We start from the raw sequence: 22,338 nt of genomic DNA on the forward strand, positions 1-22,338 counted from the left end.
TCAAACAGGTTCTTGCTGTGTCGTGCAGTGGATGCCGCCGCCACCGGCGGCAATGGCGTCGATATTCAGCTGGACGATCTGGTGGCCCGGCAGCTGCGCCGCCAGCGCGTTGCGGGCGGCGGTATCGGCTACCGGGTCGCCGAACTCGGGCAGAAACAGCGCTTTATCGGTCAGCAGGAAGTTCACATAGCCTGCCGCGAAATTCTTGCCCGAATAGGCCGGGCGCACTTGGGACGGCGTTTCCAGTGTGATGATTTGCAGCGGCTGGCCGCGGGCGTCGCTTGCTGTGCGCAGTAGTTCAATATGGCGTCGGGTTACAGTGTAGTCAAAGGAAGTGCGGTCGTTGTCCAGCGCCGCGACCACCACGCCGGGCTTGAGGAAGCGCGCGTAGAAGTCGGTGTGGCCGTCCGTGATATCGTGGTTGGCGATGCCCGGCAGCCAGAGGATCTTCTCCAGGCCCAGCAGGCGCTTGAGTTCCTGCTCCGCGTCCGCCTTGCCGACGCCCGGATTGCGGTTGTCGTTGAGCATGCAGCTCTCGGTGATGATCGCCGTGCCCTGCCCGTCGACCTCGATGCCCCCGCCTTCCATCACCAGGCGGCTGCGCAGCAGGGGAACGTTGCTGAGCTCGGCCATGCGTGCCGCCACAGTGGCGTCGCGGGCATGCGCCTGCTTATTGCCCCAGCCGTTGAAATTGAAGCTGAGGGCGGCGCGTTCGCCGCGCCCATTGCGGACGAAGACGCAGCCGGTGTCGCGCATCCAGAGGTCGTCGATGGCGTGTTCAAACAACTGCACGCTGGCGCCGCACAGCTGGCGCGCGGTGGCCAGGTCTTCCGGATTGACCAGCATCTTGACCGGATGGTGGGCGCTGATGGCGTTGGCGATGCGGGCCAGGGCCTGCTGCGCCGGCTGGCTCAGCTTGGCACCCCAAATCGCTTCTTTCGCAGCGAACGCCATCCAAACGGCACGTTGCTGGCTGCCTTCGTCCGGCATCTGCCAGCTACTTGCTTGCGGGTTTGGTTGCGGGATCACGGGGGCCGAGCCGCCGTGATCTCCGCCGCCATCCCCGCCGCCGCCGCAGGCGGAGAGCAGGCCACCCGCCAGCCCCAGGCCGCCCAGGCGTAAGAAAGTACGTCGATTTGTCATGGTGAGTGTTAGTTGCGGTTCGAAAGTCTGATTCTACGAACCGCCACTCATGCAAACAATTGACGTTTCTTGCTCGAATCAATCGATCTTGCTCATGATTGGCTCATCTGCCCGGGCAAAATGCAGCAGGCTGTCGAAGATTTCCCGGATCAGGGGGAGGCGGGTGTCGCCTTCAATCCGGGCCATCCAGACCGTCCCCAGGCCCAGGCTGGGATAGCCCGGCAGCAACTGCAACTGGCCTGAGCGCAGGGCGTCATCGGCCAGCAAGCGCGACACCAGGGCCACGCCGCGCCCGCGTACGGCCGCATCCAGCGCCAGGCGCGGATCGTCATAGATTGCCGCCTTGCGGCGGGCGCCAAAATGCTGGCGGATGAAGGGGCCGATCCTGTCGCTGGTCAAGTCCTGTTCTATGCATACCAAGCCCGCATCCGGGGCCGGGACCAGCCTTGGCGTGCACACCGCCACCAGTTCGTCGGCCAGCAGCGGCTCCTCATGCAGGCCCTGCTGCTTGAGCGGTTCGGTGGTAATGACGATGTCGACATCGAGCTCGTCGACATAGCGCGCCGTTTCGTCGATGGAAATGATCGGGCACAAGGCCGGGTGGGCTTCGCGCAGGCGGTCGACGCGCGGCTGCAGCCAGCCACTGGCGATATGCGCCGGGCACACAATGGTGGCCAGGCTGTCGTCCATATAGGTTTCGATGCGATTGAGGCCGTTCTGCAGCTGCTCCAGCGATTTGCCGACGCTATCCAGCAGCAGCCGCCCCGCCACGGTCAGCTCCACGCCCCGCCCTTTGCGGCGGAACAGGGGTTGGCCGAGCTGCTGCTCCAGCTGGGCGATCTGGTGGCTGATAGCTGATTGCGATATGCACAATTCGTCCGCCGCGCGCGAATAATTGCCGAGGCGGGCAGCCGCTTCGAAACCGATCAGGAACTTGAAAGAAGGCAGTCTGGAATTGGGCATGTGGGCTCGGCCGATGGTTATCCGCCAAATTCTACAAAATGTAACCTTGATTGCGCTGTTCGCGCATTTGGGGGAACTTAGCAAGACAATAACCAGACAGGATGTCCTCCAATGAAAAAGTCGAATAAATTTGCCCCGGTCGTGGCCGCCGGCATGCTCACCCTGGCGGCCTGCAGTACGCAGAACCCCGGGCAGGTTCCTGTCGCTGCAACGCCCCAGCCGGGCGTGGTGCCGATGGCCGCGCCGGCGCCCATCGAAGAACGCCGCGTGATCGCCAATGCCACCGGTGCGCGCCTTGCGAAGCCGGTTGCCCCGATGATGGGCTATGCGTCTTCCATGCCGCCGCCGATGCCGCAATTCGCCCCGTCGGCCGACAAGTTCCCCGACAAGGACAGCAACAAATCCGTGCTGGTGAGCGAGCAGCCGGTATCGACCTTCAGCGTGGATGTGGATACCGCTTCCTATGCATTCGTACGCCGCATGCTGTCCGACGGCCGCATGCCGCCGTCGCAGGCCGTGCGCGTGGAGGAGATGGTCAACTACTTCCCGTACAAATATTCCGTGCCGGCCAAGGCCAGCGAGCCGTTCGCCGTCACGACCGAAGTGATGCCAAGCCCTTGGCAGCAAGGCAACCAGCTGGTCCACATCGCGCTGAAAGGCTATGACATCAAGACCGCCGAACGCCCGCGCGCCAACGTGGTACTGCTGGTGGATATTTCGGGCTCGATGGCCTCGCGCGACCGCCTGCCGCTGCTGCAGCAAGGCTTCCGCCTGTTCGCTGAGCAGTTGCGCGATGACGATATGGTCTCCATCGTCACTTACGCCAATGGCACCGCGGTGGCGCTGGAGCCGACCAAAGGCAAGGACAAGCAGAAGATCATCGACGTGATCAACAACCTGCACGCGAACGGCGGCACGGCCGGCGGCGACGGACTACAGCGCGCCTACGCACAGGCCGAGCGCAACTTCGACCCGCAAGCCGTCAACCGCGTGATCCTGGCGACGGATGGCGATTTCAATATCGGCATCACCGATCCCAAGCAGCTGGAAAAATTCATCGTCGACAAGCGTAAATCCGGCGTCTACCTGTCGGTCTTCGGCGTCGGCCTGGGCAACCTGAACGACGCGCTGATCCAGCGCCTGACCCAGTCCGGCAACGGCAACGCGGCCTACATCGATACCCTGCTCGAAGCGCGCAAGGCGCTGTCGCAGGAACTGGGATCGACCATGTTCCCGATTGCGAACGATGTGAAAGTGCAGGTGGAATTCAATCCCGCGCAGGTGGCGGCTTACCGCCTGGTCGGCTACGAGACCCGCATGCTGAACCGCCAAGACTTCAAGGACGACAAGGTCGACGCGGGCGATATGGGGGCCGGCCACACCGTCACGGCCATCTACGAAATCACTCCGGCCGCCAATGCCGGCAAGCTGGTGGATCCGCTGCGCTACGCCCAGCCGGGCAAACAGAAGCCTGCCGCCGCAAGCAAAGGCGAAGAGCTGTGCTTCGTCAAGGTGCGCTACAAGTTGCCGGGCGAATCCACCAGCAAGCAGATGGAGCGTCCCGTGCTTGCGGCTAGCGCGCATGACTCGCTCAATGGCGTGCCGGATGACCAGCGCTTCGCCGTCGCAGTTGCGGCGTTCGGCCAGCGCCTGCGCGGAGAGCAGCAGGTGGCGGACTTCAGCTACGGCGATATCGCCAAACTGGCGGAAGGTGCGCGCGGCGCCGACCCCGAAGGTTATCGCGCCGAATTCGTACGGATGGTGCGAATGGCGGAGTCCCTGGGCAAGGTCGGCGAGACCGCGCAGCGTTGATGCCGGCTATTTGAGCGTGACGTTCCAGTTGCGCTCAACGCATTTCACATAGTTGCCGGCGATAAGGGCGCTGTAAGGCGTCTGGTAGTTCACCAGCTGGCATTGGTAATCGCCCCCGCTGTTCCAGTTCTTTTCCCAATAGATGTTGTAGGAAGCGGAACTGGAGGGGCCGAAGCGCTGCATCGTGGCGCATGACAGCTGTTCCCCTTTCACATCCCAGCCAAGGTCCGCCGCGAACTGCCGGTAGTAATCGATGCGGTTCTGTGCCGCCGGCTTTTCGCTGCCGGTGCCGCACTCCGCATTGATGATCATGATCGTGGTGGCGAAGTTGTTTCCGGCCCCGGCGGCGGTGTCGCTGGCGTTGGGAACCCAGCTGCCGTCGATCACGTGCAGCATCGACGGCTTGGGTGGCTGCGGATAGACGAAGAAGAACGTGGCCGACGCCAGGTTCAGCCAGGTCGATGCCACCTGGTCGGGATTCTTCAGCAGCACCGACTGGTCGCCGTTGAACATGACCTGCGAGAACGGGCCGTAGTTGTAGTTGTAGGACAGCTGCTTGGCGCCGCGCCCGAAATACTTCTTGTAGCTGCCGTCGGCGTTCTTGCCGCAGGTCCAGACCGTGTTGAACACCGGGTCGGCGCATTCGGTGTTGTAGCCGCAGCCCTGGCCGTCCTCGCTGCATCCCAGCTCGCGCAAGTAGCGCAGGCCCTGCCGCCACTGGGGCGTCGGCAGGCTGGCATTGTGTTCGCCGGTCTCCTGGGCAAAGTGGGCGAACATGGTGGCGAGCGAGTGGCGGCAGATGGCGTCCGCATTCCGGCCATCGCTGTAATCGCCGCATACCGCGGGGAATTTCGCCACCGATTGCAGGAAGCGCCGGTATTCGTAGCTCGCCTCGCGAATCGGGAAGTAGTAGTCCCACTTGGCGGACGACAGCAGCCGCTCAACGCGTTTGACGTTGGCGGGATTGCTGGCCGCGCCGGGACTGACCGCTTCCACCGCCGCGTTGTCGAGCGTCCTGATCGACGCCTTGACGTTGCGGAAGAAGTCATTGCTGGTCAGCGCCTGTTCGCGCGCTTCGGCCTGCGCCTTGGTCGGCACGCCGCCAGGCGGCGTAGTCGGGTCGCCCGGATCGGTGGGCGGGTCGGAGGCATCCTTGACGTACTTCCATGGACCGTAGGGATCGGCCTGGCTGGGCACATTCCCTTGTGTCCACCACTTGGCTTCATATTGCTTGCCCTGGTGGATGGCGCACATGCCCGCCGTGTAAACCTGGCTCGCGCTCCAGGCGGGGCAACTCGCCACGGCGGAAACGGCCAGTGTGCGCACTGGGCTTGCACTGTCCGCACTGCCGCCGCCGCAGGCGGACAGCAGCAGGGACAGTGCGAGCATCGGATAGCTGATCGCTCGCATGTTTCCTCTCCTATTTCAAGACCACAGGCAGCTCGGGATATTCCTCGCTGAGTGCATAGCGCACGCCGCCCACCGTGATGGTGTAGGCCGACGGACCGCTGATCGGCAGGGTGTAGTTCAGCGTGAGCGAGACCGAGGCACCCGGCGCCACCGATTGCCAGCTCGGTATGGTGAACCTGGCGCGGTTGAAGTTGGCCTTGAAGCCGCCGATATTATTCGGACCGGTATATCCAGCCTTGATCACCGACAGGCCGTAGCCGGATTGGTCGCTCATATTGGCCGGCGCCGACACCGGATAGTCGAATTCCACCACCGAGCCGCCCGGAATGGCGGTGGCGGTATTGTTCGTCACCGTCATCACGGGGTTGATCGGATAGTTGCTGTCGCCCAGCTTCCAGCCGCCCAGGGAAATGCTGACTTTCGCGCTGCTGGCCGGGATGGCCGATTCGGCACGCTGCGCGCCGTAGGGGGCGGCGCTGCGGAAGGTGGCGGCGATGCTGTTGGTCAGCGTATAGCCCATGAAGTACTCGCCGGCCCCGCCGTTGCGCGCCGCGTTCCAGGCATAGTCGCCTGCCAGCTCCCAGATCATGATGCCGCCGATGCCGTTGCTGGCGACATAGTTCGCTTTCGCTGCGATCGATTGCGCCGTTTCAGTCGAGATGAAGACCTTGCGCGTCGCGTTCCACAGCCAGGGTGCGGCCATCGTCGCGCTGTATTGCGGGCTGTAGGTGCCGGTGATGGTCTTTTCCGTCACGCCATAGGCATCAAGGTAGGACGGCACGATGGCGTTCTGCAGGTTGAGCGCATGCCACAGCGGATTGCCGCCTCCCGGTACCGGCTTGCCGTTGGTGTCCAGGTCGTACCAGACGTTGTCGATGCCGGTGGCGCCCATGCCGCAGGTCTTCACCCCTGCGCAGGCGATCGGGTCGTTGACGACCGGGCTGGTGCCCCACAGGCCGTTGGTGCCGCCGCTGACGTTCTTCCAGCCGCGCGTGTAGTACGGCACGCCGATATTGATGCGGCCCGCCTGCAGTGCGCCGCGGTAGTAGCGGTAGGCCCAGTCGACGTTCAGGTAGCCGATGCCGCCGTACTGATAGGCATTGCCGGCTTTGAGCTCGCCGTCGTTGCCGTCGTCGAACAGCGGCGCGTTGGGGCCGACATACTGGTTCCAACCGCCGTGCAGGTCGTAGCTCATCAAGCTGGCGTAATCGAGGTACTTCAGGCCGGACAGGTTTTCCTCGCCGCGCAGCACCCAGCCGGAGGCGGAACCGGCGATGGTCAGCATGTAGTACTTGCTGTCAGCTACCGCAGCCGTGTCCAGCTTTTCACGCACGGTTTTCAGCAGCACGTTGTAGCTCTTCATCAGCCCGGCGAGGCGCGGCTTCGAGATGGCGAAGTCGAGCGGGTTGCCCGCTTCGTTGTTGGTGGTCGGGTGTTCGTAGTCGATGTCGATGCCGTCGAAGAAGCTGTACTGGTGCAGGAAGGCGACCATCGAGTCGGCCAGCGTATTGATGCCTGCCGTATTGATGCTGCCGTCCGCATTGGTGGTCGCCGTATAGAAGCCGGTACTGCCGGCCCAGCCGCCTACCGACAGCATGATCTTCACGCCAGGATATTTCTTCTTGTACTGGGCCAGCAGGTTGAAGTGGCCCTTGTACGGCAAGGACGGATCCATCGCAGCAGCCGGAATGTTCGGCCAAGTCAGGCCTGTTTCAGGATTGTTGGCGCCGCTGCCGATCTGCACTTTCGAATCCGTCCCTACACTCGCAAAGGCGTAATTCACATGGGTGATGTTCTGCCACGGGATGTCGTTGACCAGGTAGGAAGGCTGTCCGTTGGCGCCGGTACGCCAGCTGGTGAAGTAGCCGACAATGCGGCGGTTCAGGCCATTCGCAAGTTTTTCGCGGCCGTTGGCGTCGTATACGCCGCAGTAAGGAACGTTTGGTACCGGCGAGGTCAGGCCGTCGGGGCGGCAGGCGACGGGCGTTGGCGTTGGTGTCGGTGTCGGTGTCGGCGTTGGTGTGGGGGTAGGCGTCGGTGTTGGTGTTGGTGTCGTATCCTGCAGCGCCCACGGGCCCCATTGCTCGGTGCCCGGCACATTGTTCTGCGTCCACCATTTGGCCACATAGGTCTTGCCGTTGTAGGTGACGCAGGCGCCGGCGGTGTACACGGCGCTGGCGCTCCATGGATCGCAGGCCGCGGCGGCGGACGCCACAACGCCGTATGCGAGCAGGCGCGGCGCGGCGGTGGTGCTGTCCGTGCTACCGCTACCACCGCCGCAGCCGGCGATGGCGCTGCCGACCAGCGCCAGCATCAAAAGATTGGGTCGAAAAGTCATGCTGTCTCCGTTATTAGAAATCGTGGTTGTTCGGATAGCTGCTGTAAAAATCGTTATCCCAGCGGAAGTGCGTCGCCGAGATGGTGAGTGAGATATCGAGTGCTTCGACGAAGTGCCACCAGCCGACCGGCAGGAACAGGATTTCCCCCGGCGCCAGTTCGCAGTCGATGACCGGCACGCCGGCCATGGAAGGGAAGCGCTGCAGGTCGATGGCGCGGCCGTCGACGGGCGTGAAGCAGTGGCGCTGGTTCTGTAACCTCGGCGTTTCGCAAGGTGCGATCAGGCGTACGCGCTTGCGGCCCATGACCTGGATCATGAAGTTGTTGGTCAGATCGTGGTGGAAGGGCGTGATGGTGCCGGCCGGGCCAAGCCAGAAGAATCCCTTGCGTTCGCCGTCCAGGTATTCCGGCAGCAGGGGCATGTCCTGCCACAGCTCGTCCAGCGCCTGCCGGTTGCGGCCGTCGTTATTGGCGGTCATGTAGAAATCGTTGGTGCGGCCGCTCTCGTGCACCAAGGCCAGGTATTCGCTGAACGGCATGCGGCGCTTATGCGCGATGCTGTTCATCTCGTAATCGGCATCGGCGTTGCGGCCGAATTGGACCTCCACTTCGCGCTCGCCGAACTGCGTTTCCAGCCAGTCCAGCGACCACTTGCCGCGCGCAGGCCAGTCGTCCAGCATGCCGGTGATGATGACCGGGCGGTTGCACAGGTAGTGCTGGTGCAGGAATGCCTCGGCGCTGAGGCGCTCGCGGCGCGGCACCTCCTGCGGCGCCATGCGGTTCAGGCGGGCCTGGATGCCGAGCAGCCAATCGCGCTTGGCCAGCCTGTTATGCAGGCGCTGTACGCCGTGCAGGTAAGGGCTGTTCATGGCCGCCGCAATTTCGGACTGCGCCAGCTGTGGAGGGATGCCTGACTGGCCGAGAATGCCGGCCAGCGTGGCGGGTGAATGGCCCAGCATCAGGTTTTCGGCAATCCAGCGCCGCCACTCGTCGCTGATGCCGATGGAATGCACCGTCGCACGACGTTTCATAGTCGTCTCCAAATAGGGAAAGCCGGCGGCGTGGGGCCGCCGCCGGCAGGGATGAGGGCTTAGCGCCCTTTCCAGACTTCGCTGGTCAGCGCGCCGCTGGCGTCGCCATCCAGCTCCCACGAGAAGGCACCGCGCAGGCCCTGGTCGCGGACGTACTGCATCTTCGTACCGATCACGGTCGGATCGTCATAGCTCCACCATTCGCCGGTGCTGGTGTACAGGTAGAGCTGCTTGGTGACCGGGTGGTACCAGCGCTGGCCGGTTTTGTTGCGCAAGACCTTGTAGTCGTCGATGCCGCCCTCGTAGGTGCCGCCCGCGCCGCCGGTGGCGGTTTGGTACAGGCCATTGCCATTCGGCCCGGCGCCGACGCCCTTCCAACCGCGCCCGTAGAACGGGATCCCGAGCAGGATCTTGTTCTTCGGCATACCGGCGGCGGTCAACGCGGCGATGGCATCGTTGGCGTTGTACTTGGCCAGGTTGCCGGTCGCCGGATCGGCCGGGTTGCGGTACAGCGGCGAATGGAAGTTGGTGCTCGATTCCCACGCGCCGTGGAAGTCGTAGGTCATCACATTCACCCAGTCCATGTACTGCGCGTACTGGCTCGGTTCCGTGTTGGCGATCTTGTCGACGCCAGCGCCGATGGCGGCGGTCAGTGCATAGCGTTTGCCGTCGGTGGCGCCTTGCGCATCAAGCTGGGCGCGGAATTCGGCCATCAGCAGGGTGAAGTTGTGCTTATCGTTCACCGCATCGACCGTGTTGTACGGCTGGCCGCCGCCGCCCGGGTATTCCCAGTCGATGTCGATGCCGTCGAACACGCCTTTACCGGCGCCTGGGCCGCCGCGGCCATCCTGCACCGGCAGGTCGCCTGCAATGAACATCTTCACGCAGGACTTGGCCAGCTGCTTGCGCAGGGCATCCGTCTTGGCTGCGGCGGAGAAGAACCTGGACCAGGTCCAGCCGCCCAGCGAGATGAAGACTTTCAGGTTCGGGTGCTGCTGCTTCAGCAGCTTCAGTTGCAGGAAGTTGCCGGACAGCGGAGCATCCCAAGGTACCGATTGTCCATTGACGGTGCGCGCCGGCTGGCGCTGGTAGTCGGCATAGGCGTCGCCCCCTGTGCCGGCGGAAGGCGATGTCGGGTTGTCGTTGCCCACTTCCGTGCGCGTGACCATATCGCACTCATAGCCGCCGTTCTTCTGGTACACGTTGCCGAAGGCGTAGTTGATGAAGGTGAGCTGGTCGGCGACGCTGGTCTGCACGCCGTTCACCGGCGTCTTGGTGGTGTGGATGTCGGCCACTTCGTAGTTGCGGCCGTACACGCCCCACTGTGCGAAATAGGAGCCGACTTCACGGCCATTCGGGGTGGGCGTAGGTGTTGGGGTAGGCGTCGGGGTGGGAGTGGGTGTTGGGGTTGGCGTAGGTGTTGGCGTTGGCGTCGGCGTTGGTGTGGTCGACTGCAGCTCCCACGGGCCCCATTGTTCGGTGCCCGGGACATTATTCTGCGTCCACCATTTGGCCTTGTAGACCGAGCCGTTATACGTGACGCACATGCCCACGGTGTAGATCGCACTGCTGCTCCAGGCCGGACACGCATCCGCCACTACCGTGGACGCCATTGTCCGCGTCGGTGCTGGTGTGGCCTGGCCGCTGTTGGTGCCGCCGCCACAGGCGACCAGCATGCCGCCTGACAAACCGGCGACCAGCAAACTTCTAGAAACCTTTAGTTCCATCGCTCCTCCTCCATCGTGTGGTTGTTGGGGTATTTCGGTGTGCCCTCTTTTTTCAGGATGGTTTTGCGGGAAGTGGTAGTCAAGTGGTTTTAATTAATGCTGCCACAACAAGACCAGTTGCAAAAAGACATGCGCAGAAAACAGGCAGCGAAAGGCAGGGCTACAGAGTGGGGAAGGAATGTCTCAAATGAGACATTCTGTTAAACGATGAATACCAGTGATCGGCAAGTTGCGCACTGGTATTGCCGCTCAATATGCGGGCAGGGACTTATGGATGCGTTCGATGGTGTGATCGGCCTGCATTTGCTTCAGCACCCGGGTCAGTTCAGGCACCAGCGCCGCGTGCTTTTTGTTGAGGTAGTGGTAGACAGGAAAGGAGGCCAGTGGCGGATCGAGCACCGTGATGCCATCCAGCTTCTGGCTGCGCACCACCGCCATGCCCGAAGCGCGATTGCCCAGCACCAGGTCGGTGCGCCCCATCACGAGCTTTTCGAAGGCCTGGTGCATGGTCGCCACCTGCTCCACTTTCATGCCCTGGGTATTTTCCTGCGCGATCTTGTTCCCGCGCACGAAGCCGAGGGTAAAGGGCCGCAGGCTTTCCCACCCATGGACGACAAAGGATGTGCCGCGCGAGAAGATCACCAGTTCGAAGGTGAGCAAAGGAACGGGGACGATGACGAGGTTGGGATAATCGCGCTCCAGGCCAAGCTTGCGATACAGCTCGCCATCCATCTTGCCTTCGTTGACATAGATCAGGGAACGCTCGCCGGGCAGCTGTTGCACGACCAGCGTACGGCCAAGGCGGCGGTAGGCTTCGCGCAGCACATATTCGGAAACGGTGGCGGCGGGATCCTCTCCCACGAGCGTGGAGACGTGCATCACGGGCAAATTCTGCGCGGCTGCCCATGCCGGCAGCATGCTGGATAGCGCAATTCCCAAAACGGTACGACGATGCATTCGATTCCCCGGCAGTCTCCTATCGGCAGCATAACACCGGCTAAGCCTCGCGCAATTGCACGGCTCCGGGGGCGAACTCCTGGCAAGCCGCGACGGCATTGGCCGCAAACATCGCGGCCGGCCTGTCAGGAAAATGCTCCAGTTCAGCTTTCCAGGATGCGCAGAGCTTCGCGTGCCATGCCGATGGCCAGTTCTTCCTGCGCGATACCGCCCTTCAGCAGCATGTATTGCAGCCGCCGCTCGCGCGAATCGGCTTCGCCCGCCGCGTCGCGCTGCTCGAAACTTTTGTACAGCGCCAGTTTCTGTTCATGCAGCGCGAGGTGGCGCCGCATTTCGTCCGCCAGGCCTGCCGGGCCGATGGCCGCTTCGGCGCGGATGCGCACCATCAGCGCATCGCGCTGGGGACGGGGATCCTCGCCCTCGGCCACCCAGCGCCGCAACTCCTCGGTACCTGCCGGCAGCACGCGGTAAGCCCGTTTGCGGCCGCGCCCCGTTTCGGCCGGCAGCGACTCGATCCAGCCGGCCTGTTCCAGGCGTGCCAGCTCGCGATAGATCTGCTGGTGGGTGGCGGCCCAGAAAAAACCGATGGATTTATCGAAGCGCCGGGCCAGTTCCGAGCCGGAACCGGCTCGCTCGGACAGGGACGTCAACAGCGCGTGGGGCAAAGACATGGCAGGAAACAATGTGAAAGATGCACCATCTTGCCTCAGCGGCGCGAGGTGGACAAGCCACAGCGTCTATGCAACTGGTTGCATAGACGCGCCAGCCGGGCTATATTTATGCAACTAGTTGCATAATGAGGACGCCAATGAACCGCTACCCACACCTGCTCGCCCCGCTCGACCTGGGCTTCACCACCCTGAAAAACCGCGTGATCATGGGTTCCATGCACGTCGGCCTGGAAGAAGAAGCCGACGGCTTTGAACGCATGGCCGCCTTCTATGCCGAGCGCGCGCGCGGCGAAGTGGGCCTGATCGTCACCGGCGGCATCGCCCCGAACGAGGCCGGCCGGCCATGGAAGGCGGGCGCCAAGCTGACCACCAGCGAGGAAGTGGCGCAGCACCGCAAGGTGACCGCCGCCGTGCACGCGGAAGGCGGCAAGATCTCCATGCAGATTCTGCACTTCGGCCGCTATGCCTACCATCCGAAACTGGTGGGCCCGAGCGCGATCAAGGCGCCGATCAACCAGTTCACCCCGCACGAGCTGAGCACCGAAGAAGTGGTGCACACCATCGAGGATTACGCCCAGTGCGCCGTGCTGGCGCGCGAAGCCGGCTACGACGGTGTGGAAATCATGGGCTCCGAGGGCTACCTGATCAACGAATTCATCGCCGCGCGCACCAACCAGCGTAGCGACGAATGGGGCGGCAGCTACGAGAACCGCATGCGCTTCCCGGTCGAAATCGTGCGCCGCGTGCGCGAACGCGTGGGCAAGGACTTCATCATCATCTACCGCCTGTCTATGCTGGACCTGGTGGAAGGCGGCTCCACGCTGGAAGAAGTGGTGCAGCTGGCGCAGGCTGTCGAACAGGCCGGCGCCACCATCCTCAACACCGGCATCGGCTGGCACGAGGCGCGCATCCCGACCATCGCGACCAAGGTGCCGCGCGCCGGTTTCGCCTGGGTCACCAAGAACCTGGTGGGCAAGGTCGGCATTCCCCTGGTGGCCACCAACCGCATCAACACGCCGGACGTGGCCGAGGGCATCCTGGCCGACGGCGGCGCCGATATGGTGTCGATGGCCCGTCCCTTCCTGGCCGACGCCTTCTTCATGCAGAAAGCGCGCGAAGACCGCGCCGACGAAATCAACACCTGCATCGGCTGCAACCAGGCCTGCCTGGACCACACCTTCTCCGGCAAGATCACGTCCTGCCTGGTGAACCCGCGCGCCTGCCATGAGACGGAGCTGGTCATCGCTCCGGCGCAGCTGGCCAAGCGCATCGCCGTGGTCGGCGCCGGTCCTGCTGGCCTGAGCTTCGCCACCACCGCCGCCTCGCGCGGCCACGAAGTCACCCTGTACGACGCCGGCAGCGAAATCGGCGGCCAGTTCAATGTGGCGAAAAAAGTGCCGGGCAAGGAAGAATTCCACGAAACCCTGCGCTACTTCGGCCGCCAGGTCGAGCTGACCGGCGTCAAGCTGCACTTGAATACCCGTGTCGACGTCGCCGCCCTGGCGGCGGGCGGTTTTGACGAGATCGTGCTGGCAACCGGCGTCGTGCCGCGCACCCCGGCCATCGAAGGCATCGACCATCCGAAGGCGCTGGGCTACCTGCAGGTGCTGCGCGACGGCGCAGCGGTGGGCAAGAACGTGGCCGTGATCGGCGCCGGCGGCATCGGCTTCGACGTCTCCGAATACCTGACCCACGAAGGCCAGAGCGCCAGCCTGGTGCCGGAAAAGTTCTATGCCGAATGGGGCATCGACAAGCAGTACAAGGACCGCGGCGGCCTGCGTGCGCCGGCAGTGGAAGCCGCGCCGCGCATGGTTCACCTGCTGCAGCGTAAGACCAGCAAGGTGGGCGACGGCCTGGGCAAGACCACCGGCTGGATCCATCGCACCGGCCTGAAAGCCAAGCGTGTGAACATGCAGGCGGGCGTCAGCTACGACCGCATCGACGACGCCGGCCTGCACGTCACCGTGGAAGGCCAGCAGCACGTGCTGCCTGTGGATAATGTGATTGTTTGCGCCGGCCAGGAGCCGCTGCGCGAACTGCAGCAAGGCCTGCTCGACGCCGGCTGCAAGGTACATTTGATCGGCGGCGCCGACGTGGCTGCCGAACTGGATGCGAAGCGCGCTATCAACCAAGGCACCCGACTGGCTGCCGCCATTTAAGGAGTAGGCCCATGCAGCTGCATGCCGCCGTAGCTGAATCGCTGGAACGCTGGCACCAGATGGTGTTCAGCGGCGACCTGTCCGCCCTGCCCGCCATCGTCGACGCGGATGCCGTCTTCCGCTCGCCGCTGGCGAACAAGCCCTATGCCAGCCGGCAGGCGGTGGTGCTGGTCCTGAACACCGCGTACCAGGTGTTTCAGGACTTCACCTATCGCCGCCAGTTGGCCAGCGACGACGGTTTGAGCGTGGTGCTGGAGTTCAGTGCCAGCGTCGGCGACAAGCAGCTGAAGGGCATCGATTTCATCCGCTTCAACGAGGCGGGCAAGATCGTCGACTTCGAAGTGATGGTGCGTCCGCTGAGCGGCTTGCAGGCGCTGGGCGAGGCCATGGGCGCGCGCATCGGCGCCCAGGTCGGCGCTTTTAAGGTTCCAGCATAGCGAGCAGCTGGCGCAGCTGGGCGTCCAGCGCGGCTGTGCCGTCGGCCCCGAGCGGGGCCATGATGTTCTTTTCGTTGTCCACATGGGCCTGGACGGCGCGTTCGATCAGCGCCAGCCCGGCCGGGCTGAGCTGCACCAGCAGGCTGCGCGCATCGGCCGGGTTCGTCGTGCGCGTCACCCAGCCCTGTTGCTCCAGCCGGTGCAGGCGGTGCGTCATCGTGCCGGACGTGACCATCAATTGCGAAAACAGGGCGGTCGGCGCCAGCTGGTGAGGCGCACCTGCGCGGCGCAAGGTCGCCAGCACGTCGAATTCCCAGTTGCTCAGTCCAAATTCCTCGAATTTCGCGTCGAGCCGGCGCCGCACCAGGGCGGCGCAGCGGTTCAGGCGGCCGATCACGCCCATTGGGCCGACATCCATGGCGGGCATCTCGCGTGCCCATTGCTCAAGGATGAAATCAACTTTATCCACAGCTGTCTCCGTTTTTAGCTATCGGCACGATTATAGCAATTTATCTCGATTTCAAGATAATTCTGCTACACTGCGATTTATCTCGACTTCAAGATATTTTCCGCACCATGAAAAAGTTCCCTCTCGCCGATACGGCGATTACCGCGCTGGCCCCCGTCATCTGGGGTTCGACCTATATCGTCGCCACCGAAGTGCTGCCCGCCGGGCGTCCCTTCACCGCCGCCGCCGTGCGCGCCCTGCCGGCCGGCTTGCTGCTGGTGCTGTTCGCCGGCCGCATGCTGGCCCGCCATCTCTGGTGGCGCGTGGCCGTGCTGGCCGCGCTGAATATCGGCGCCTTCCAGGCCCTGCTGTTCGTCGCCGCCTACCGCCTGCCGGGCGGCCTGGCTGCCGTGCTGGGCGCCATCCAGCCCATGGTGATCATGGGCCTGGCCTGGGGCTGGGATGGCCGCCGCCCGCAGTGGGGCGCGCTGGGGGCGGCTGTGGTGGGCGTGGTCGGCATGGCGGCATTGCTGCTGTCGCCTTCCGCCCGCTGGGATGCCTTGGGTGTCGCCGCCGCCCTGGCCGGCGCCCTCAGCATGGCCACCGGCACCTGGCTGGCGCGCCGCTGGAAGACCGGCTTGCCGGTGGCCGAACTGGCGGGCTGGCAGCTGCTGCTGGGCGGCCTGATGCTGGCGCCGCTGGCGCTGCTGGCCGACCCGCCATTCCCGGCCTCCCTGGCCACCAGCGAACTGCTGGGCTACGGCTACCTGACCATGGTGGGCGCTCTGCTGGCCTATCTGTTGTGGTTCCGCGGCCTGAGCCGCCTGTCGCCGGTTGCCGTGTCCTCGCTCGGTTTGCTGAGCCCGGTCACCGCCGTGGTGCTGGGCTGGGCCCTGCTGGGTCAAAAACTGGGCGGCACCGCCTTGCTTGGCCTGGCCGTGGTGCTGGGCAGCGTGCTGACGCTTCAACTCAAACTTCAGGAGGCAAAATAATGAGCACCATCAAAGACTTGATCGAATCGCGCGTCTCCGCCAACTACTTCGACCCGGCGGCGGCGGTCAGCGATGCGCAGGTGGCCGAGCTGGTGCGCCTGGCAACCCTGGCCCCCTCCGCCTACAACGTGCAGAACTGGCAGTTTGTCGCGGTGCGCTCGCAGGAAGCGCGTGAAAAATTGCGCAGCCTGTCCTTCGGCCAGCAGAAAGTTGTCGATGCGCCGGTGACCTTCATCATCAGCGGCACGCTCAAGGCGCAGGACCAGGTGGCCGCCGCGCTGAAACCGGCTGTGGATAAAGGCATACTTGTCCAGCCCGTGGTCGACAGCTGGACCCGCATGGCCCAGGGCGCGATGACCGGCGACGAGCGCGCCCAGCGCGACGAAGCCCTGCGCTCGGCCTCGCTGGCCGGCATGACCATGATCCTGGCTGCCGAAGGCATGGGCCTGTCCAGCTGCGCCATGACCGGTTTCGACGCCGAAGCCGTGCACGCCGCCTTCGGCCTCGGCGCCGACGAAGTGCCGGTGATGCTGGTCGCTGTCGGTCACGCCGCCCAGGGCAACTGGCCGCAAAAGCCGCGCCGCCCGCTGGACGACGTGCTGCGCTACGCTTAACGATTGGTGATCGTCACGCCGGTGGCCACCAGCAGGCCGCCGGCGACCATCGACGCCATCACCTGTTCGCCCAGCATCAGCGCCGCGAGCGAGACGCCAAACACCGGCACCAGGTTATTGAACACCGCGGTGCGCGCCGGGCCCAGGGCTTTCACGCCCTCATACCACCACACGAATGCCACCACCGTGCCGAATGCGCCCAGATAGGTGACCGAGGCCCAGACCTGCCAGCCCAGCGAAGCCCAGGCCACGTTCGGCAATTCGCGCGCGGCGGCAATCAGCAGGAAACCCAGTCCCCACAGCGAGGCGTAGGTGGTGGCGGCGATCGGCGACAAGCCTTTCAGCGCCGCGCGGCCGACCAGGGTATAGGCCGCCCAGCACGAAGCGGCGCCCAGCATCATCAATTCCCCGATGCCGATCGACTGGCTGATGTCGTGCAGGGCCGCCATCGGCGCGCCGCGCGTGATCAGCACGGTGGCGCCGGCGAAGGCGATGCCGATGCCGGCCCATTTCCGCCAGTTCAGGCGTTCGCGCAACACGGCGGCCGCGGCCAGCGCCGTCACGATCGGGTTCATGGCGATGAACAGGGCTGAACGGCTGGCTTCCATCGTGCCCAGCGCGGTGAAGAAGCAGAAGTTGTACAGGAAGATGCCGGTCAGGCCCAGCGCCGCCGTGGCGCCCACCTGCTGCATGGACAGGCGCGGCAAGCCGCCCTCGCGTTTCCAGGCCAGGACCAGCAGCAGCGCCGCCGCAATCGAGAAGCGGATGGTGGCCGCCGTCAGCGGCGGCAGCGCGTTCGAGACGATATGGCCGGCGATAAACGTGCCGCCCCAGATCAGGGTGCAGGCGATCAGTTTCAGGTAAATCATGGCGTGGGCCTTGCGTAACAGTGAAGGAGCTTATACATTAATACTAATCACAGCTCATAGAGAAATGAGGAAAAGCTCATGATGACCCCATGACATTCACCCAGCTGGAAATATTCGCCCTGGTGGTGGAGCTGCGCGGCTTCACCGCCGCCGCACTGCGCCTGGGCGTCAGCCAGTCCGCCATTTCCCACGCCATCAAGTCGCTGGAACAGGAGCTGGGCGTGCAACTGATCGAGCGCCAGGGCGCCGCCATCGAAGTGACGGAGCTGGGCCAGCGCCTGCTGGTGCGGGCCCGCGAAATCAACGGCCTGGCCGAATCGATGCGGCAGGAAGTGGCGCTGGCCAGCGGCCTGAATAAGGGTCTGCTGCGGATCGGCTCCTTCGGCCCGACCTCGTCCCTCAAGCTGATTCCGGCCATCCTCGACGTGTTCCAGAAACGCTACCCCGGCATCGAAGTGCGCATCGACGAGGGCACCGACGGCGACACCCTGCAATGGATCCTCGACCGCCGCGTCGATATCGGCTTTGTCCAGCAGCCCGACGACCGTTTCGACACCGTGGACCTGGTGGAGGACCAGATGGTCGCCCTGCTGCCGGCCGGCCACAGGCTGGCGGCCAGGCAGTCCGTCAGCGCAAACGACCTGGCGCAGGAACCCTTCATCATGCCGGACGCCGGCTGCTCCACCCTGATCGAGCCGCTGTTCGCCGCGCAAGGCATCTGCCCGCAGGTGCGCTACCGCATGTCGCAGGTGCTGACCGTGCTGGGCATGGTGGCGCGCGGCAGCGGCGTTTCCGGCATGGCGGAGCTGGCGCTGCCGGCCGACCTGGCCAGCAGCCATCCCGGCATCGCGGTGCGGCCGTTTTCGCCGCCGGTGCGGCGCCGGGTCGGGCTGGCGCTGCGCAACCTGGCGCAGGCCTCGCCCGCCGCCAAGGCCTTTGTCGAGGTGGCACGGAAGGTGAAACTATGAGCCAGGCCAAGCCCGAACTTGAACAGCGCCTGTTCGCCACGGGCAAGGCGTGGTGGACCTGGCTGCAGAAGCAGCATGCCGCGTCGCCCGGCGTCTGGATGAAAATCGCCAAGCAGGGCGTGCCGGAAGCGTCGGTGCAGTATCCCGAAGCGCTGGAAGCGGCCCTGTGCTTCGGCTGGATCGACGGCCAGAAGAAGAGCATCGATGCGCAGTACTGGCTGCAGAAGTTCACGCCGCGCGCCAAACGCAGCATCTGGTCCAAGGTGAACCGGGAAAAGGTCGCGGCGCTGATCGAACAAGGCTTGATGCAGCCCGCCGGCCTGGCGGAAATCGAGCGCGCCAAGGCAGATGGGCGCTGGGAGGCTGCCTACGATTCCTGGAGCGCGGCCGAGGTGCCGGCCGACCTGCAGGCGGCGTTGGCGGCGAACGCCAAGGCGCTCGCCAAATTCGCCACCCTCAGTTCGCAGAACCGCTACGCGATCCTGTTCCGCGTCCACCAGGCCAAGCGGGCGGACACGCGCGCCCGGCGGATCGGGGAATTCGTCGCCATGCTGGCGCGCGGCGAGACGATCTACCCGCAGCGCTAGCGGTCCTCCTGCTCCAGCCAGCGGCGGCCCTGCGTCAGCACCTGCTCCAGTTCGAAGCGCACCGCCGCCAGCACGTCCGGCAAGCTGTCCGGGTTGCCGACCCGGATCGCCGATTCCGCATCCAGCGTCGCCTTCACCAGCCGCTTCGCGCCCAGCACGCCGACCGCGCCGCGCAGGCTGTGCAGGATGCGCGCCGCCTCGCCAGGGCGGCCGGCGCGCACGGCGGCATCGGCATCGTCCATCGGCTGCATGCCGCCTTCCAGCGCGCCGCGCACCATCTTGAACATCACGGCCCGGCCTTTCTGGTCCTTGCCCATCACGCGCATCAGGCTGTCCATGCTGAAGACCTGCTCGGCGGGCGGCGGCTCCGGCCGCAGCGCGTCGTTGGCCGCCTGCGCCGCGCTCACCGTCCTGCCCTGCAGGTTGCGCTCGATGACGGTCATCATTTCCTCGATCACCACCGGTTTGGCGATGAAGTCGGTGATCCCGGCCTCGGCGCAGCGGTGGCGTTCGGACGCCAGCACACCCGCCGTCATTGCAATCACCGGCAACGCCAGCTTCAGTTCATCGCGGATGATGCGGGTGGCGCTGAAACCGTCCAGCACCGGCATCTGCATATCCATCAGCACCACGCCGTAGCGGCCGGCGCCGGTGCGCAGGAGCTCCACCGCCTGCTGGCCGTCGCCCGCCACATCGAGCGTGGCGCCGGCCAGCTCGAGGATGCCGCGCGCCACCGCCTGGTTCAGCAGGTTGTCCTCGACCAGCAAGAAATGCACGCCGCGCAGGCGGTTGCCCAGGGTCGATGCGGAAGCCGAGCTGTCTTCGCCCCCGACGCTCGTGGTCAGCGCCTGGTGCATGGCGTCGAACAGGCTGGACGCGGTCACCGGCTTGACCAGCACCACGTCCGCTTCCGGTGTGCTGGCGATATCGTCGACCTGGCTGCGCGCGAAGGCATTGATGGTCACCACGATCGGCTGGCGGTGGCCCGAGGCGGCTTGCCGGATCTCGCGTGCCGAGGCATAGCCGTCGGCGCCCGGCATATGCCAGTCGGTCAGCACCACGTCGTAAGGATGCGGCCCGGCCAGGCGTTCGCGGAAGCGCCGCAGCGCCGCTTCGCCGGAATCGGCCTGGTCGGCTTCCCAGCCCCAGGCCCGCAGCAGCTGCACCAGCATATTGCGGCTGGTGCTGTTATCGTCCGCCACCAGCACCTTGAGTGGCCCCAGCGCCGGCAGGCGCCGGGCCTGGCTGCGGTCCGGCAGCAAGCCGAACCAGAGCTCGAAGGAGAAGGTACTGCCTGCGTGGGGCGCGGTCTGCAGCTTCACCTGCCCGCCCATCAGCTCGACCAGCCGGCGCGTGATGGCCAGCCCGAGGCCCGTGCCGCCGAAGCGGCGCGTGATGCTCTCGTCGCCCTGCGAAAAGGCGTTGAACAGCTGCGTGGTCTGCTGCTCGGACATGCCGATGCCGGTGTCGCGCACCTCAAAGCTCAGCAGCACCCGGCCCGCCACCCGCACCGCCGTCCGCACCGACACCACCACCTCGCCCTGCTCGGTGAATTTGATCGCATTGCTGGCCAGGTTGGTCAGGATCTGCTGCAGCCGCAGGGCATCGCCGTGCAGCTGGGTCGGTACCTCGGGGTCGACCACGATGGCCAGTTCCAGCTCCTTGTCGCCGGCGTTCATGGTCATGGTGGTGGCAAGGGTCGCCATCGACTCGTCCAGGTCGAAGTCGATCGGCGCCAGTTCCATGCGGCGCGCTTCGATCTTGGAGAAGTCCAGCACGTCGTTCAGGATGCCGAGCAGGGACTGGCCCGAGGTGCGTATCATGGTCAGGTACTTGCGCTGCTGCGCGCTGAGCGCGGTATTCCCCAGCAGGTAGACCATGCCCAGCACCGCGTTCATCGGGGTGCGGATTTCATGGCTCATATTGGCCACGAAATCGCTCTTGGCGCGGTTGGCGGCTTCGGCGCGGTCGCGCTCCCGTTCCAGTTCCGCCGCGCGCAGGCCGGCCTCCGCCATCAGGCTCTGCGAATGGGCTTCGGCCGCCTGCCTTTCCTGCATCAGGCTGTTGAAGGCTTCCGTCAGTTCGCCGATTTCGTCCTTGCGCGTGACGGGAATGGGCGAGAATTGCCCCGGCGCGGCGCGCAATGCCTGGATCGCGTTGCGCAGCTTGGCCACGGGCGCCAGCAGGCGCAGCGTGATCCAGCCGATCAACAGGGCGGACATCACCGATGCCGCCACGCCCCAGGCCAGCAGGTGCAGCTGCACGCCCTCGAAAGGCTCGAATGCCTCATGCAGCGGCAGGATGGTGGCCAGCAGCCAGTTGGTGGACTTCAGCCGCTTGTAGCTGCTCAGGCCCGGTACGCCGGAGGAATTGCTGCTGATGACGGTGCCCTCGAAACCTTCCTTCAGCGCCCTGGTGGTGGCCGGGTTGGCGTTGGCGGCGCGCGGCTGCAGGATGCGGGTCGCGTCCGGATGCACCACGTAGATCGACGGATCGCTGAGCGTCACCGCGAAGTAGTAGCCCGTTTTGCCGACCTTGGCGGTGCGCAGGTGGCCCAACATATTGTCCTTGTACAGGCGCAGCACGCCGGCCAGCACACCCACCACCTTGCCGCGGTCGTCCAGCATCGGCGCCACCATCTGCACGATGGGCTGGCCGCTGAAACGGCTCTTGAGCGGGCCCGCAATCAGCGGTTTGCGCGTCTTCAGCACTTCCTGAAAGTATTCGCGGTCGGCCACGGACAGGCCGGCCCGGCCCTCGATGCGCGGCACGTCGGCCACCATGATGCCGCTGGCATTGATCACCAGGATGTCGTCGAACATCGACAGCATGGCGCGCTCCTCGTACCAGTTGCGCAGGGCGGCGGGATCGTTCAGGAGATTGCGCGGCTGCTTGCGGGCCGATTGGGCGATCACGTCGAGCAGGGTGGTCAGCTTGTCGTCCAGGTCTTCGGCGGTGCGGGTGATCAGGGCGTCCTGCTGCGCAAACATCACCTTGGCGAAGTCCTCGCGCAGGCGCTGGGCCTGCAACAGGGTGACCACGCCGACCATCACGACCGACATGATGCTGGCGGCCAGCGCGACCTTCACATTGATCCCGAGCGGCTTCATGGACATCCTTTGGGCGAGGGGGCTGCTGGGTAGTGTAAATTATTTTTGCAACCGCGAATCCAAATGCCTGGACGGCGCCTCTTAGCGGATGAGGAATTTCCCT

The 22,338-nt window shown here is 64.9% G+C and carries 18 protein-coding genes; 7 read left to right on the forward strand and 11 right to left on the reverse strand.

What is annotated here, in order from left to right:
• On the reverse strand, nt 1–1,143 hold the full coding sequence (locus H597_RS0118395; RefSeq protein ID WP_028103419.1) for an agmatine deiminase family protein: 1,143 nt from the start codon (nt 1,141–1,143) through the stop codon (nt 1–3).
• A gap of 78 nt (nt 1,144–1,221) precedes the next feature.
• Nucleotides 1,222–2,106 carry a LysR family transcriptional regulator gene (locus H597_RS0118400; RefSeq protein ID WP_028103420.1) on the reverse strand — a complete coding sequence of 295 codons (885 nt, stop codon included), beginning with the start codon at nt 2,104–2,106 and terminating at the stop codon, nt 1,222–1,224.
• Nucleotides 2,107–2,217: 111 nt separating this feature from the next.
• Between H597_RS0118400 and H597_RS31540 the strand changes: the two genes are divergently transcribed.
• Entirely contained in the window at nt 2,218–3,918 is a 1,701-nt protein-coding gene (locus H597_RS31540; RefSeq protein WP_051293904.1) for a vWA domain-containing protein, read from the forward strand.
• A 6-nt stretch (nt 3,919–3,924) separates the two neighbouring features.
• Here the strand turns inward: H597_RS31540 and H597_RS0118415 are convergent, their stop codons facing one another.
• The 6 genes from H597_RS0118415 to H597_RS0118440 all read right to left on the reverse strand — a co-directional run bounded on the left by H597_RS0118415 (nt 3,925) and on the right by H597_RS0118440 (nt 12,051).
• Nucleotides 3,925–5,328, reverse strand: a complete 1,404-nt coding sequence (locus tag H597_RS0118415) for a glycoside hydrolase family 19 protein (RefSeq protein ID WP_028103421.1) — start codon at nt 5,326–5,328, stop codon at nt 3,925–3,927.
• A gap of 10 nt (nt 5,329–5,338) precedes the next feature.
• Nucleotides 5,339–7,666, reverse strand: a complete 2,328-nt coding sequence (locus tag H597_RS0118420; protein ID WP_083941178.1) for a chitinase C-terminal domain-containing protein — start codon at nt 7,664–7,666, stop codon at nt 5,339–5,341.
• Between the two features lie 13 nt (nt 7,667–7,679).
• Nucleotides 7,680–8,696, reverse strand: a complete 1,017-nt coding sequence (locus tag H597_RS0118425; RefSeq protein ID WP_035374610.1) for a cupin-like domain-containing protein — start codon at nt 8,694–8,696, stop codon at nt 7,680–7,682.
• A gap of 59 nt (nt 8,697–8,755) precedes the next feature.
• A complete protein-coding gene (locus tag H597_RS31545; RefSeq protein WP_028103424.1) occupies nt 8,756–10,423 on the reverse strand; it encodes a glycosyl hydrolase family 18 protein in 1,668 nt (555 codons plus the stop codon).
• A gap of 249 nt (nt 10,424–10,672) precedes the next feature.
• Nucleotides 10,673–11,380 (reverse strand): substrate-binding periplasmic protein, encoded by a 708-nt coding sequence (locus tag H597_RS0118435; RefSeq protein ID WP_028103425.1) that lies wholly within the window; start codon nt 11,378–11,380, stop codon nt 10,673–10,675.
• Nucleotides 11,381–11,523: 143 nt separating this feature from the next.
• Entirely contained in the window at nt 11,524–12,051 is a 528-nt protein-coding gene (locus H597_RS0118440) for a PadR family transcriptional regulator (RefSeq protein ID WP_028103426.1), read from the reverse strand.
• Nucleotides 12,052–12,188: 137 nt separating this feature from the next.
• Here H597_RS0118440 and H597_RS0118445 point away from each other — a divergent pair, with 137 nt between their 5' ends.
• Both H597_RS0118445 and H597_RS0118450 read left to right on the forward strand, forming a co-directional pair.
• Nucleotides 12,189–14,210 carry an NADPH-dependent 2,4-dienoyl-CoA reductase gene (locus tag H597_RS0118445; RefSeq protein ID WP_028103427.1) on the forward strand — a complete coding sequence of 674 codons (2,022 nt, stop codon included), beginning with the start codon at nt 12,189–12,191 and terminating at the stop codon, nt 14,208–14,210.
• An 11-nt stretch (nt 14,211–14,221) separates the two neighbouring features.
• Nucleotides 14,222–14,647, forward strand: a complete 426-nt coding sequence (locus H597_RS0118450) for a nuclear transport factor 2 family protein (RefSeq protein ID WP_035374614.1) — start codon at nt 14,222–14,224, stop codon at nt 14,645–14,647.
• Here the strand turns inward: H597_RS0118450 and H597_RS0118455 are convergent.
• Nucleotides 14,631–15,074 carry a MarR family winged helix-turn-helix transcriptional regulator gene (locus tag H597_RS0118455; RefSeq protein WP_051293937.1) on the reverse strand — a complete coding sequence of 148 codons (444 nt, stop codon included), beginning with the start codon at nt 15,072–15,074 and terminating at the stop codon, nt 14,631–14,633. The two genes, H597_RS0118450 and H597_RS0118455, sit on opposite strands and share 17 nt — an antisense overlap.
• Nucleotides 15,075–15,223: 149 nt before the next feature.
• Between H597_RS0118455 and H597_RS0118460 the strand changes: the two genes are divergently transcribed.
• Both H597_RS0118460 and H597_RS0118465 read left to right on the forward strand, forming a co-directional pair.
• On the forward strand, nt 15,224–16,087 hold the full coding sequence (locus H597_RS0118460; protein ID WP_028103430.1) for an EamA family transporter: 864 nt from the start codon (nt 15,224–15,226) through the stop codon (nt 16,085–16,087).
• Nucleotides 16,087–16,701: a nitroreductase family protein gene (locus H597_RS0118465; protein ID WP_028103431.1), complete on the forward strand. Its 615-nt coding sequence runs from the start codon at nt 16,087–16,089 to the stop codon at nt 16,699–16,701. Before H597_RS0118460 ends, H597_RS0118465 begins: the two co-directional genes overlap by 1 nt.
• Here the strand turns inward: H597_RS0118465 and H597_RS0118470 are convergent.
• Nucleotides 16,698–17,570 (reverse strand): DMT family transporter, encoded by an 873-nt coding sequence (locus H597_RS0118470; RefSeq protein ID WP_051293905.1) that lies wholly within the window; start codon nt 17,568–17,570, stop codon nt 16,698–16,700. The two genes, H597_RS0118465 and H597_RS0118470, sit on opposite strands and share 4 nt — an antisense overlap.
• A gap of 89 nt (nt 17,571–17,659) precedes the next feature.
• Between H597_RS0118470 and H597_RS0118475 the strand changes: the two genes are divergently transcribed.
• Entirely contained in the window at nt 17,660–18,538 is an 879-nt protein-coding gene (locus H597_RS0118475; RefSeq protein WP_028103433.1) for a LysR family transcriptional regulator, read from the forward strand.
• Nucleotides 18,535–19,125 (forward strand): YdeI/OmpD-associated family protein, encoded by a 591-nt coding sequence (locus tag H597_RS0118480; protein WP_028103434.1) that lies wholly within the window; start codon nt 18,535–18,537, stop codon nt 19,123–19,125. The genes H597_RS0118475 and H597_RS0118480 overlap by 4 nt, the downstream gene beginning before the upstream one ends.
• On the opposite strand, the gene H597_RS0118485 is transcribed toward H597_RS0118480, so the two are convergent.
• Entirely contained in the window at nt 19,122–22,235 is a 3,114-nt protein-coding gene (locus tag H597_RS0118485) for a response regulator (protein WP_035374615.1), read from the reverse strand. The two genes, H597_RS0118480 and H597_RS0118485, sit on opposite strands and share 4 nt — an antisense overlap.
• Nucleotides 22,236–22,338 lie beyond the last annotated feature (103 nt).

The organism is Pseudoduganella violaceinigra DSM 15887, from assembly GCF_000425385.1.
GTDB lineage: Bacteria > Pseudomonadota > Gammaproteobacteria > Burkholderiales > Burkholderiaceae_D > Rugamonas > Rugamonas violaceinigra.